The organism is Micromonospora sp. R311 (assembly GCF_056780015.1).
In genome coordinates this window covers 232,376-245,024 of the sequence record NZ_JBSWCE010000005.1, presented here as the reverse complement: position 1 = coordinate 245,024, position 12,649 = coordinate 232,376, and the positions used below count along the sequence as shown (strand labels likewise).

Here is a 12,649-nt window from a genome sequence, read left to right as displayed (position 1 = left end):
CACCAGGAAGATCACGATGAACGTCGCCGAGATCCAGAACAGCGGCTTGCGGCGCAGGTCACGCCACGCGTCCCCGAGCAGGCCGCGCGGCTTCTCCTTGCGGGCGCTCTCCGGCAGCCCGGCGTTGACCGGCGCGCCGATCTCGGTCGGCTGCTCGGGACGGGGGGTGCTGACGATCGATGCGGTACTCGGGTCACTCATAGCGGATCCTCGGGTCCAGGGCGGCGTAGAGCAGGTCGACCAGCAGGTTCATCAGCAGATAGACCAGCACCAGGACCACCACGATGGAGACAACGGTAGCGCTCTCCTTGGTGACGATCGCGCGGAAGACCTGGCGACCGATCCCGTTGATGCCGAAGATGCCCTCGGTGACGATCGCGCCACCCATCAGGGCGCCGAGGTCGGTGCCGAGCAGCGTGACGACCGGGATGAGGGAGTTGCGCAGCAGGTGCACCCCGACCACTCGGCGCATCGGCAGGCCCTTGGCGATCGCCGTGCGCACGTAGTCGGCCCGCCGGTTCTCGGCGATGCTCGTCCGCGAGACCCGGGCGATGTACGCCATCGAGGCGCTACCCAGCACGAATCCGGGCACGATGAGCTCCGAGAGCCGCATCTCGTTGGAGACGGTCGGCTTGACGATGCCCCACTGCACACCGAGCACCCACTGCAGCACGAAGCCGATGACGAAGACCGGCAGCGCGATCAGGAACAGCGTGGAGACGAGGACCAGGTTGTCCAGGAAGCCGTTGCGGCGCAGGCCGGTCAGCACGCCCGCGGTGAGGCCGATCAGGGCCTCGATGGCGAGGGCGACGACGGCCAGCTTCAGCGTGTTCGGGTACGACGTGGCGATGATGTCGCCGATCGGCCGGCCACCGTAGGTGGAGCCGAAGTCGCCCTGGAACAGGTTCTGCATGTAGGTGGCGTACTGCACCCAGATCGACTCATCAAGCTGGTACTTCTCGGTCATCATGTTGACGTACGCGTCCGGGCAGGCGCGTTCACCACACTTGCCGGCGAACGGGTCGCCCGGCACCGACCACACGAGCCAGTAGATCAGGAACGTGGTGCCGATGAAGACCGGGATGAGTTGGAGCAGCCGTCTCAACAGATAACGGCCCATGGGGTGGTCCTCCAGACAGGGGGCGCGTCGGACGGCCGACACGGGGATGACAGACCTTGCGAGGAGATGTTGTAACACCTGCTCACGGAACGGCCCGGGTCGGGCCCACCGGTAGGTGAGCCCGACCCGGGGTCAGACCGTTCGGATCAGAGCTCGACCGAGGTGATGTCGAGCTCGCCGACGTTGCTCAGCTCCATCTTCTTGACCTTCTCCGAGTGGCCGGACTGCTGGCCACCGAAGTAGATCGGCACGGACGGAACGTCCTGGTCGATGAGCTTGACCGCCTCGGCGAACTTGGCGTGCGAGGCCTCGAGGCTCGGCGCGCTGCTGGCCTCCTTGGCCAGGCGGTCGACCTCCTTGTTGCTGTACAGACCGTCGTTCGAGGAACCACCGGTCACGTAGAGCGGGTTGACCCAGTTCTCCACGTCCGGGTAGTCCTGCTGCCAGCCGGCGCGGTACATGCCGGTCATCTTGTGGGCGTTGATGTTCTGGCGGAACACCGCGAAGGTCGGCACACCCTCGGCGACGGCGTCGATGCCCAGGTTGGTCTTGATCTGCTGGGCGACGGCCTCCATCCACTCCTTGTGGCTGGCGTCCGCGTTGTAGGCGAGGGTCAGCTTGCCGCTGAAGCCACCGGCCTCGGCCAGGAGCTTCTTGGCCTCGTCCACGTTGAACTGGCAGGCGGTGCAGTTACCCGGCGCGGCGCCCGGGGTCAGCGGGTTCGCCCAGCTGTCGGCCGGCTTGCGGTTGCCGAAGAAGATCTTGTCGCTGATCTCCTGCCGGTTGATCGACAGCGAGATCGCCCGACGCAGCTTCGGGTTCTGGAAGCGCTTGTCGTAGATCGGGAAGGCGATGATGCCGGTCGACGGAGTGGTCGAGGAGATCGCCCGCTCGCCCAGGTCGGTCTTCCACTTGTCGCCCGCGAGCGAGGAGATCGGAACCTGCTGCATGAAGTCGATGTTGCCGGACAGCAGGTCGTTGTAGGCGGCCGTGTCGTCCTGGTAGATCTTGACGTTGACGTCCTTGATCTTCATCTTGTCGCGCAGCTGGTAGTCGTCGAAGCGCGTCAGCTTGATCATGACGTCGTCTTCCCACGACACGAACTTCACCGGGCCGTTACCGATCGGCTTGCGGCCGAACTCCTCGGCCTTCTGGGTGAAGAACGCGTCCGGCAGCGGCATGAAGGTGCTGTAGCCGAGCTTGGTCGGGAACACGGCGGTCGGGGCCGCGAGGGTGACCTCGAAGCTCCAGTCGTCCAGGACCTTCAGGCCGGACATCTCCTTGGCCTTGGGCTCCGGGGCCTTCTGCGGGCCCTCGGCGCCGTCCGGGTCCTCAGTGTGGACGTCGGTGAAGCCCTGGATGTCGGCGAAGAAGCTGCCGTTCTGGGCACCGTTCGGGGAGTACGCGCCCCAGTTCCAGGCGTCGACGAAGTTCTTGGCCTTGACGGGGGTCCCGTCGTGGAACTTCGTGTTCTCCTTGATCTTGATCTTGTAGACCTTGGAGTCGCTGGTCTCGATCGACTCGGCGAGGGCGTTCCTCGGAGCACCACCGTCGTTGGGGTACTCGACCAGACCGGTCCACATCCAGTCGATGATCTTGCCACCACCGGTCTCGGTGGTGTTCGACGGCACCAGGGGGTTCTCCGGCTGGGTGCCTTCGATGGTGATCGCGCCGTCGGTGCTGGCGCCGGCGTCGCCGCCGTCGCCGTCGCTGCCCGAGCAGCCGGACGCGACGAGCGCGAAGGCCGCGCCCAGCGCGACGGCGCCCGTTGCCCGCTTCGAGACTCTCATTCCGAGGGGCCTCCTCTTTCTAACCTGGTTCGTCGTGGGTTTCACGCACGTTGGGGGGTGACACCGCCGCCGGCCCCGTACCGCGGGCCGCCGGTCCTACCGCAGAGAAATCGGGACACCCTGAGGTACCGATCCGCCGGGCCACCCCACCCACCACGCTCGGCACGCACACACGGCACGACCACCAACCGCGCCGCTCGCGGCGGCGGAGGTGGTCGTCAGGCCGTACGGAGTGCCTCACACGAGGGGTGAGGTGCTGCCACTGTGACACCCACTTGCCGGTTGCGTGAAGGTGCCGTTATCAAGACGTTAGTTGCTCGCCACGTTGCCGATACTTGAGAAAGGATCATGAAACGCGCCGGGGGCGCCGCCTTGAGCTGCAAAGATACACCCACGCGAGGCACCGGCACGGGCGTAGGCTGAGGGGCTGTGAGCTTCCCCGCGTCGGCTCCGGTGCTCTCCGAGGTCAGCCGAGCGCTGGCCGTATTTGCCCATCCGGATGATATGGATTTCGGCTGTGCGGGCACAATAGCAAGCTGGGTGGACGAGGGCATCGAGGTGGGGTACCTCATCGTCAGCCGGGGCGACGGGGGCGAGTTCGACGGCGTGCCACGCGAGCTGGTGCCCCGGCGGCGGGAGGACGAGCAGCGGGCGGCGGCCACCGCGGTCGGCGTCCGGCGGGTGGACTTCCTCGACGGCTACGTCGACGGGACGATCACGCCGACGCTCGCGCTGCGCCGGGAGATCACCGCGGCGATCCGTCGGTTCCGCCCGGAACGCGTGCTGACCAGCTCGCCCCTGCGCCGGTGGGAGCACCTGGTCGGGCCCGGCCACCCCGACCACCAGGCCGTCGGCGAGGCCACCACCTGCGCCGTCTACCCCGACGCGCGCAACCGGTACTCGTTCCCGGAACTGCTGGCCGAGGGGTTGGAGCCGTGGGTCGTCCGGGAACTCTGGTTCGCCGGCGGTCCGGCGCCGGACCACGTCGTCGACGTCACCGCCCAGTACGACCGCCGGGTCGCCGCGATGCGGGCGCACCACTCGCAGACCGCCCGGCTGGATGTGCCCACCTGGGTACGCGACCGGCTCACCACGGCTGCCGACAACGCCGGCCTGCCGGCCGGCCGGCTGGCCGAGGCGTTCACCGTGCTCCGCACCGAGTGACCCGACCCCACCGACCCCGCTCGCCACGGCACCCGCACCCGGATTCCTCCCCACCCACCGGGCCCACCGGGCCCACCGGGCCCACCGGACCCACCCAACCCACCCAACCCACCCAACCCACGACGATGATCATCTGACGTTGGAGAGGCGAGAACGGCTTTTCCTGCCCTGCTGCGGATCAGAGGATCATTAGAGTCTCGATCGGCGGTCGCGGCCGGGCGGCCGTCGGTTGGAACGGGTCCAGCCCCGGCGCCCGCCTGCGCGGGTGCCGGGGCCGGAGCGTCGACCTGCGGTGGGTCAGACCGTGAAGCGGACCTTGCGCCGCCGGACCACCAGGACGGTGACCGCGCCGGCGGCGAGCAGCACCAGACCGGCGGTGATCGCGGTGGCGGTCGGGGAGCCGGTCAGCGGTAGGTTCCCACCGTTGGAGGCCGGCGAGGTGGACGGCGCCGGGCTGTCGGCCGGGGCCGACGGCGACGGCGTCCCGGCCGGCGTGCTCGGCGTCGCGGACGGGGTCGGCGACGACGGGGCCGCGGTGAAGGTGGCGGCCGCCTTGGCGGTCACCGTCTCGTCGCTGCTGCCGCCCAGGATCAGCTTCTGCTTCTCGTCCTTGCCGCCGGCGAACAGGAACACCCGGCCGAAGGAGACCGAGCCCTTGGCCGAGACCGTCACCTCAACGCCCCCGGCACCCTCGGCGGTCAGCCAGAACTGGCCGCCGTTGGTGGTCGCGGTGACCGGCTTGCCCTCGGCGTCGACGGCCACGCCGCCGGTGACCTTGAGGGCGATCTCGCCGGCCGGACCCTTCACCGTGAACGGGCCGGCCTGCTCACCGACGGTGGCCTTGGCGCCCGCCGGGTCCACGGTCAGCTCGGCCTTCGGCTCCGGCTGGTCGGTGGCCTTGTCCACCAGATAGTCGTGGACCTTCTTGATCACCTCGTACTGCTTCTTGCCGAGCAGCTTCTGGCCCTCGACCCAGGCACCCAACCGGATGCCGTCGCTGAAGTGCCACACGGCGGTCTGGGTGCCGAAGTAGAGCAGCTTGTCGGCGTCCGCCCCGGCGGGCAGGGTGGCGCCGGCGGCGGCGAGCAGCTTGGCCCGGTCGGCGTTCGGGTAGCCGTGGGTCAGCACCCACTGCACCTTGCCGAGGTTGTCCACCTCGGACTCACTCCAGGTGCCCTCCTGGTACTTCTGGTCCCTCGCGACAGGGGTGTGGAAGTCGATGCAGAAGACCACCAGTCGCTTCTGGTCCACCTCCAGCGCCAGCGCGCCGACGCTGCGCGGCTGATCGTCGAGCATCAGCTTGACGCTGCTGCCCTTCACCGACCTGGCGATGCCGGTGGCCGAGGTCTCGGCGGCGGCTGGCGCGGCGAAGCCGAGCGCCAGCGCACCACCCGCGACGGCGCCCAGGGCGATCCGCGCCCAGCGCCGTCCTCGTTGTCCGATCATGAGATTCGTGTACCTCTCCCCAGGGGTGACCCGCTCCGGGCGGGTCGCGTGAGCCGCCGTTCCCGCGGGATACGCACCACCCGCGCGCGGGAACGCGACGGGGAATTATCGGACGCGAATTGATCGCCTGTCAGCCCCTGCGGACCAGATCCGTGGCATCTGTCCGGATTGTCGAGGAAGAGGAATAGGTCACACCAGGCGACGATCAGCCGCCCAGCGGGACAATTCGTACCGGTTGGACATCTGGAGCTTGCGGAGCACGTTCGACACGTGCGTCTCGACCGTCTTGATCGAGATGTAGAGCTCCTTGGCGATCTCCTTGTACGCGTATCCCCGGGCGAGCAGCCGGAGCACTTCGCGCTCCCGGTTGGTGAGCTGGTCCAGCTCCGGGTCGGCGACCGGGGCGTCCGGCCGGGCGGCGAAGGCGTCCAGCACGAACCCGGCCAGCCGGGGGCTGAACACCGCGTCGCCGTCGGCCACCCGCCGGATCGCGGCGGCCAGCTCGTCCGGCGAGATGGTCTTGGTGACGTAGCCCCTGGCGCCGGCCCGGATCAGCCCGATCACGTCCTCGGCCGCGTCGGAAACGCTCAGCGCCAGGAACTTCACCTGCGGGTGGGTACGCCGCATGGCGTCGAGCACCGCACGGCCGCCGCCGTCGGGCATGTGCACGTCGAGCAGGACCACGTCGGGCAGGGTGGCGGCGATCCGGCTGACCGCCTCGGCCACGGTGCTCGCCTCGCCCACCACCTCGACGTGCGCGCCCAGTTCGGCGCGGACCCCCGCGCGGAACATGGCGTGGTCGTCGACGAGGAACACCCGCAGCCGTTCCGGGCGGGCGCCCGCCGGGTCGACCGGTTCCATCGACTGCTCGGCCATCATCTGTCCCTTTCCGCTGTGGACGAGTCCCGGGAGATCGGCAGAATCAACCGGACCTCGGTCCCCTCCCCCGGCCCGGAGCGGATCTCCGCCCGGCCGCCGTGCCGCTTCATCCGCCCGACGATCGAACCCCGGACGCCGTGCCGGTGATCCTCCACCGTATCCGGGTCGAAGCCCTTCCCCCGGTCCCGGACGAAGACGCTGACCTGATCGGGCTCGGCCTCGGCGTAGAGCGAGACGGTCTGCACCCCGGCGTGCCGGGCCGCGTTCACCAGCGCCTCGCGGGCCGCCGCGACCAGCGCGCCGACCCGTTCGTCGGTCTCCCGGTCGCCCACCACCACGGCCTCGACGGTGATCGCGTAGGTGTCCTCGACCTCGGCGGCCGCCTGCTCCAGCGCGGCGGCGAGCCGCTCGGTGGGCGACGCGGTGGGCTTGTAGAGCCAGTTGCGCAGCGAGCGCTCCTGCCCCCGGGCGAGCCGCTGGACGGTCTTCACGTCGCCGGCGTTGCGCTGGATCAGCGCGAGGGTGTGCAGCACCTGGTCGTGCACCATGGCGGCCAGTTCGGCCCGCTCCTGCTCCCGGATCCGCCCCTCGCGCTCGGAGCGGAGCTGGTTGTACGTCCGCCAGAGCACCGGCGCCGCCACCACGCCCACCCCGGCGAGGCCGACCAGCGCGAAGATCACCCCGTTGAGCACGGCGTCGAAGTTCTGGGCCGGGGAGTAGACCGCGGCGACGCCGATGATGCCGACCGCGACCAGCACCCCGCCGCCGATGAACCGGAGCACGAAGGCCCGCCGGTCGCTCTCCTCGACGACCGCGCCCAGCCACGGCACCGGCATCGACTCGCCCCACCGCTGCCGCCGCTCCGGGGCCGACTGGTGCCAGATCACCCCGGCGCCGACCGCGATGATCGCGACCAGCCAGCCGGCGGTGCCGGCCGCACCGACCGAGTCGAAGACCATCACCTGGATCAGCAGCACGCCGAGGCCGATCGCCACGAACGGCAGCAGCTGGGCGACGTCACGCCGGGGCGGCGCCGCGGTGTCACCCGGTCGCAGCGGCACCACCGCCCAGAACGCCGCGTAGAGCAGCAGGCCGAGCCCGCTCAGCCCGAGCAGCACCATGAAGGCGATCCGCACCCGGACCACCGAGATGCCGAGATGGTCGGCGATGCCGGCGGCCACCCCGGCGGCCATCCGGTGCTCGGGGGCGCGGTAGAGGCGCGGTGGCTGGGTCACGGTGCTGATCGGAGGCTCCCTGATCTGGTGGGCGGGGGCGGGCAGCCGTCCGCTGCCGGCGCCGGTTCGATCGTCACACGCTGCGCCACCGCCCGGCCACGGGGACGCCCCCGACATTCGGCGCGCCGGGATCTCAGGGTGGCGTCAGGGTCGGGTCCTGAGGTCGTCCGGGCGGTCGGCGCAGCAGGATCGAGGGCATGACCGAGGAAGCTGCCCAGTCGCCCCGTCCCGGGGCGGCACAGCCGGGTGGACCGCCACCCGGGCCCGCCGCCGGCGGGACCGCGTCCGGCATGTTCGGGACGCCGCCGCCGGTGGCCGCGCCGCCCGCGGCCGGTGGCGACGCCGGGACACCCGGTGCCGGCCCGCTGCCGCCGCCCGGCACCACCGGCTTCACCTCCCGGTACGGGCTGGTGCGCCCGCGTGACGGCCGCTACCTGGCCGGCGTCTGCGCGGCGATCGGCCGGGCCACCAACACCGACCCGGTGCTGTGGCGGGTGTTGCTCGCGGTGCTCGGCTTCTTCGGCGGCATCGGGATCCTGGTCTACGTCACCGCGTGGCTGATCATCCCCGGCGAGGGCGACAGCGCCTCCCCGGTGGAGTCGATGCTGGGCCGGGGCCGGTCGAGCATGTCCCCGGTCACCGTGATCGTGCTCAGCATCCTGGTCGCGGTCAGTTTCGGCTACATCGTCACCGACGCGTTCCGGGCGGTGCTGCTCGGCGCGGCCATCCTGATCGGTGGCGCGCTGCTGCTCAACCGGGAGAACCGGGGCCGGCCGGCGGCCGGTCCGGTCCCGCCCGCGCCGACGCCGCCGCCCGGTCCGGTCCCGCCGGTCAGCTACCCCGCGCCGGCGGCGTACCCGGCACCGGCGGCCGGCCCGGTCGTGCCCGCGGCGGCCCCCGCCCCGGCGTACGCGACCGGCGAGGTGGGTGCCCCGCCGGTCTCCGGTCAGCCGGCCGAGTCCACCGCCGAGCTGCCCGCCTGGCCGCCGGCCCCGCCGGCCGCGCCGACCACGGGTTGGCCCCCCGCAGCCGGTCCGGCCACCGGCTGGCCGCCCGCCCCGCCCACCTCCGGCTGGCCCTCGGCCGCGCCGACCAGTTCCGCGGCGCCGACCAGCGGTCAACCGGTCACCGCGCCGCTGCCGCCGACCGGCTACCGGGCCCCGTTCGCCCCGCACGGCCCGTACGCCGGGAAGACCGCCGCGGCGCCCGCACCGCCGAAGCCGCCCAAGCCGCCCAAGCCGCCGAAGCGGCCGCGCGAGCGGTCCCCGCTGGGCGCGGTGACCTTCTCGCTGATCTTCCTCGCCCTGGGCGTGGTCGCGGTGCTGGACCTGCTGGACGTCTTCGCCGTCGGCGCGTCGGCGTACTTCGCGGCGGCGCTGGCCACCATCGGTCTCGGCCTGCTGGTCGGCACCTGGTTCGGCCGGGCCCGCTGGCTGATCGCGCTCGGCCTGGTGACCGCCGCCGCGCTGACCGTGGCCACCGTCGCCGAGTCGTACGACCGGGTCCGCGGTGTCGACGGCGCGGTCACCTGGGCACCCACCGACTACCGCGACCTCGCCGTCCGCTACGAGAACAGCTTCGGCGACGCGGTGCTCGACCTGCGGGCGGTCGACTTCGACAAGAAGGACACCGAGATCACCGTGTCGATCAACTTCGGCGAGGCCACCGTGGTGGTGCCGCCGAACGTGGACGTGACCACGGTCGCGGACGTCAACGCCGGTGACGCGAACATCTTCGGCCGGCGCTCCGGCGGGCTGGACGGTCCGCCGCGGGAGACCACGGACCTCGGCCCGGACGGCGCCGGCGGCGGAAAGCTGCGCCTCTACATCCACGTCAACGCCGGCAACCTGGAGGTGACCCGGTGAAGGCCCACCGCACGGACGCCGTCTCGTTCGCCTTCGGGCTGATCTTCGTCGGGCTCTCCGCCTGGTGGCTGCTCGCCCAGCTACTCGGGCTGGCCCTGCCGCCGGTGGGTTGGTTCCTGGCCGGCGCCCTGATCCTGATCGGCCTGCTCGGCCTGGTCGGCGCGCTGCGCTCCGGCCGGTCCGCCGGCCGGGAGGAGCAGCCCGGCGCACCGGCCGCGGCCGCACCGGACGCCGGCACCGGGCCCGCCGAGGTCGACCGGACGGCCTGGGACCTGCCGGCGGCGGCGGACCCGTCGACCGCGGACGCGCCGGGGTGGGCGACCGGCCGGTCCGAGTGGGAGGTGTCCGCGCCGATGTCCGGCGCCCCGATCGCCGGTCCGGGCGGGACCGGGCGGGACGAGGCCGACGAATGGCCGACCGAGGCGGTGACCGACCGGCCGCTCGACGGGGTCGAGGACCGGCCCGCCGACGAGGACCGGCGGGTCGGCGCGGACCGGCCGGACGAGGAGGACCGGCCGAGGGCCGCGGAGGGCCGGCCCGAGCGGCCCACCGGGGCGCCGGTGACCGGGCCGCCGGCCGGTGAGCAGACCTCACGCGGCTGACCCGCGCCGGTGCGGCCCCGGTCCGGGGACGCCTATGCTGGCCGGTGGAGCCCTTCGCCTCCGCCGGCCGGCCCGCGCCGCCGTGGCGGTCCGCCGCGATGCCCGTCGCTACCCCCGTCAGGAGCCCGTCCGACATGACCCAGTCCCCCGCCGTGCGCACCTCCGGCCGGCCCGGTCCGGTCCGCCTCGGCGAGCGAGCCGCCCGTACCCTCGTCGCCGAGTTCGCCCGGATCAACGACCCGAAGGCCGCCCTGCTGGTCGGCGCAACCCCGGAGTCCGCGGTGCTGGCCGCGGCGATCGAGGCGCTGCTGCCCGGTGACACGCTCACCCTCGTGCCGGCCGGGGCGGCCAGCTCCGCTGGGCTGCGGGAGCACGTCACCGCCCAGGGCCGGTGGGTCGCCGAGCGGGTCCGCGTGGTGGACACGCTCGCCGAGGCCGAACCCGCCGCCGTGGTCGTCGCCGGTGAGGCGTTCGTCGGCACCGCCGACGAGGCCCGCACCAGCATCGAGTCCCTGACGAAGTACCTCGCCGACGGCGCGGTGCTCAGCGTGGCCACCGTCCCGGGCCGGACCGCCGGCGCCGCGGCCGAACTCGACCGACAGAGCGCGCTGTACGGCGTCGGCACCGACCTGGTGCTGCGCAACTCCCCGCCGGTACGGGTGCACCGACTGCGCTTCACCCCGGCCGACGCCGCCGCGGCGACCCGGCTGGCCCCGGCCTACCGCCCGTCGAGCGTCCCGCTGACCCGGACGATGCACATCGACTCGAACGGGGTCGCGGCGGCCGGCATCAGCCTCGGGCTGGCCGCGCTGGCCCGGATGGCCCGGCCGAAGTCGAAGCTCTGGCTGCTGCCCGCGCTGGCCGCCGCCCCGGTCGCGGCGTTCTTCCGGGACCCGGAACGGGACGTCCCCGAGGACCCGTCGGCCGTGGTCGCCGCCGCCGACGGCCAGGTGCTGTCGGTGCAGCGGCTGCACGACGAGCGCTTCGGCGACGCCGAGTGGCTGCGCGTCGCGGTCTTCCTGTCGGTGCTGGACGTGCACGTCAACCGGTCGCCGGTGGCCGGCAAGGTGGTCGACTACTTCGTCGCCGACGGCGGCTTCGTCAACGCGATGAAGCCGGCCGCCGAGCACAACGTGGCGGCGTACACGGTGCTGGACACTCCGCACGGCACGGTCGTGGTGGCGCAGCGCACCGGCCTGATCGCGCGCCGGATCGTGCAGCGGGCACCGGTCGGGACGCTGCTGGCCCGGGGCGAGCGCTTCGGGCTGATCCGGTTCGGCTCGCGGACCGACGTCTACCTGCCAGCCGAGGCCGCCGAGCCGCTGGTCGGCCCGGGCGACAAGGTGGTCGGCGGCTCGACGGTCATCGCCCGCTGGCGCTGAGCAGACGAAAAGGGGCGCCGCGGGATCGCGGCGCCCCTTTTCTCGGGTACGGGTCAGGCGGTGCGGCGCTGGCGCAGCCAGAGCACCGGACCACTGACCAGGTAGCCGACCACGACCAGGGCGAAGGTCAGCCGCACGTCGACCAGCGCGCCGATCACCGGGGCCAGCCAGAGCCACGGGGGCAGCTTGACCAGGCGGGCGAGCTTGGCGTACGGGAAGCTGGAGACCATCGTGAAGGCGAGCACGGCCACCCCGGCCACCAGCACCGGGCCCGGCACCGGCAGCCCGATGGCGACGGTCAGCGCGAGCACCGCGGCGGCCATCGTGGTGGGCACCCCGCAGAAGAACCGGCCGTCCTTGGGCGAGACGTTGAACCGGGCCAGCCGGATCGCCGCGCACGCCGCGACCAACGCGCAGGCCACCGCGGCGGCCGGCGTGGAGACCGACCCGGCGAGCGAGGCGTAGACCACCACCGGAGCGGCGAGGCCGAACGAGCACATGTCGGCGAGCGAGTCCATCTGCGCGCCGAACGGGCTGGCCACCCCGAGCCTGCGGGCCAGCGCGCCGTCCAGGCCGTCGAAGGCGACGCAGGCGATCAGGCAGAGCGCGGCCATCCGCACCTCGCCCTGCATGGCGAGGAAGATCGCCAGCATGCCGAGCATCAGGCTGGCCAGGGTGCACCCGTTGACCACCGCGAACTTCATCCGGCGGGTGGCCGAGCGCTCGCCGGGGAGCAACGGGATCGACATCGAGGGCGACTCGTCGACCGGCGCGGCGGGCGCGAGGGCCGGGCTGACCGGCATGACCGCCTCCGGGCTGACCGGCATGACCGCCTCGATCTCGGCCCGGCGGCTGAGGCCGTACCGGCGGCGCGGCCGGTCGGCGTAGCGGTGCTCCGGCAGCGCCACGTCGGCGGACTGCAGGTCACCGTCGCGGCGACCCACCCGGACCAGCAGCACCTGGCGGGCGAACGTGCCGCTGCGGCGCAGCGGGCCCGCCCAGCGACGCCCTGCGGGGCGCGGACTGTCGGTCGTACGACGCCGGCGCCAGATGGCTCTCGGCACGTTTTCCTCCATCACCGGATCGGCTGGCCCGCCGCTCGGGCGGGGGCGTCCGGCTGTCTCGTGCCGGACCGCTCTGGCCCGGCAGCCGTTTTGCGGAGTACA

9 protein-coding genes and 2 pseudogenes are annotated in these 12,649 nt (G+C 72.4%); 4 read left to right on the top strand and 7 right to left on the bottom strand.

Translation table 11 applies throughout. The features are described 5' to 3' along the window. The 3 genes and pseudogenes from AC1WTP_RS06305 to AC1WTP_RS06295 form a co-directional block, all read right to left on the bottom strand. A pseudogene (locus AC1WTP_RS06305) lies at window positions 1–201 on the bottom strand (ABC transporter permease); the annotation flags it as partial. Then, on the bottom strand, window positions 194–1,120 hold the full coding sequence (locus AC1WTP_RS06300) for an ABC transporter permease (RefSeq protein WP_447134422.1): 927 nt from the start codon (window positions 1,118–1,120) through the stop codon (window positions 194–196). The gene AC1WTP_RS06300 and the pseudogene AC1WTP_RS06305, both read right to left, overlap by 8 nt. A gap of 146 nt (window positions 1,121–1,266) precedes the next feature. Further along, complete coding sequence (locus AC1WTP_RS06295) at window positions 1,267–2,910, bottom strand: peptide ABC transporter substrate-binding protein (protein ID WP_481648270.1); 1,644 nt, start codon at window positions 2,908–2,910, stop codon at window positions 1,267–1,269. A 429-nt stretch (window positions 2,911–3,339) separates the two neighbouring features. On the opposite strand from AC1WTP_RS06295, the gene AC1WTP_RS06290 reads away from it, so the two are divergent. Further along, the gene (locus AC1WTP_RS06290; RefSeq protein ID WP_481648269.1) at window positions 3,340–4,074 is read left to right on the top strand and encodes a PIG-L deacetylase family protein; all 735 of its coding nucleotides are present in this window, start codon (window positions 3,340–3,342) and stop codon (window positions 4,072–4,074) included. 297 nt (window positions 4,075–4,371) lie between these two features. Here AC1WTP_RS06290 and AC1WTP_RS06285 read toward each other — a convergent pair whose 3' ends face one another. From AC1WTP_RS06285 to AC1WTP_RS06275, 3 genes are all read right to left on the bottom strand, one after another. Next, complete coding sequence (locus AC1WTP_RS06285) at window positions 4,372–5,520, bottom strand: thioester domain-containing protein (RefSeq protein ID WP_481648268.1); 1,149 nt, start codon at window positions 5,518–5,520, stop codon at window positions 4,372–4,374. 189 nt (window positions 5,521–5,709) lie between these two features. Continuing rightward, window positions 5,710–6,396 (bottom strand): response regulator, encoded by a 687-nt coding sequence (locus tag AC1WTP_RS06280; RefSeq protein WP_481648267.1) that lies wholly within the window; start codon window positions 6,394–6,396, stop codon window positions 5,710–5,712. After that, the gene (locus tag AC1WTP_RS06275; RefSeq protein ID WP_481648266.1) at window positions 6,396–7,634 is read right to left on the bottom strand and encodes a PspC domain-containing protein; all 1,239 of its coding nucleotides are present in this window, start codon (window positions 7,632–7,634) and stop codon (window positions 6,396–6,398) included. Before AC1WTP_RS06275 ends, AC1WTP_RS06280 begins: the two co-directional genes overlap by 1 nt. 197 nt (window positions 7,635–7,831) lie before the next feature. Here AC1WTP_RS06275 and AC1WTP_RS06270 point away from each other — a divergent pair, with 197 nt between their 5' ends. The 3 genes and pseudogenes from AC1WTP_RS06270 to AC1WTP_RS06260 all read left to right on the top strand — a co-directional run bounded on the left by AC1WTP_RS06270 (window position 7,832) and on the right by AC1WTP_RS06260 (window position 11,483). Further along, a complete protein-coding gene (locus tag AC1WTP_RS06270; protein WP_481648265.1) occupies window positions 7,832–9,499 on the top strand; it encodes a PspC domain-containing protein in 1,668 nt (555 codons plus the stop codon). Then, window positions 9,496–9,759 (top strand): annotated as a pseudogene (locus AC1WTP_RS06265) (hypothetical protein); the annotation flags it as partial. The gene AC1WTP_RS06270 and the pseudogene AC1WTP_RS06265, both read left to right, overlap by 4 nt. A gap of 476 nt (window positions 9,760–10,235) precedes the next feature. Next, window positions 10,236–11,483 carry a phosphatidylserine decarboxylase gene (locus AC1WTP_RS06260; protein WP_481648264.1) on the top strand — a complete coding sequence of 416 codons (1,248 nt, stop codon included), beginning with the start codon at window positions 10,236–10,238 and terminating at the stop codon, window positions 11,481–11,483. 53 nt (window positions 11,484–11,536) lie between these two features. Here the strand turns inward: AC1WTP_RS06260 and AC1WTP_RS06255 are convergent, their stop codons facing one another. Then, window positions 11,537–12,472, bottom strand: coding sequence for a CDP-alcohol phosphatidyltransferase family protein (locus AC1WTP_RS06255; RefSeq protein WP_481648280.1), 936 nt, complete (start codon window positions 12,470–12,472; stop codon window positions 11,537–11,539). Between the last annotated feature and the right edge of the window lie 177 nt (window positions 12,473–12,649).

Excerpts from the sequence above, each read along its gene's own strand:
- AC1WTP_RS06270 (WP_481648265.1), top strand. The coding sequence starts at position 7,832 with ATGACCGAGGAAGCTGCCCAGTCGCCCCGTCCCGGGGCGGCACAGCCG.
- AC1WTP_RS06295 (WP_481648270.1), bottom strand. The coding sequence starts at position 2,910 with ATGAGAGTCTCGAAGCGGGCAACGGGCGCCGTCGCGCTGGGCGCGGCC.
- AC1WTP_RS06280 (WP_481648267.1), bottom strand. The coding sequence starts at position 6,396 with ATGGCCGAGCAGTCGATGGAACCGGTCGACCCGGCGGGCGCCCGCCCG.
- AC1WTP_RS06300 (WP_447134422.1), bottom strand. The coding sequence starts at position 1,120 with ATGGGCCGTTATCTGTTGAGACGGCTGCTCCAACTCATCCCGGTCTTC.
- AC1WTP_RS06260 (WP_481648264.1), top strand. The coding sequence starts at position 10,236 with ATGACCCAGTCCCCCGCCGTGCGCACCTCCGGCCGGCCCGGTCCGGTC.
- AC1WTP_RS06285 (WP_481648268.1), bottom strand. The coding sequence starts at position 5,520 with ATGATCGGACAACGAGGACGGCGCTGGGCGCGGATCGCCCTGGGCGCC.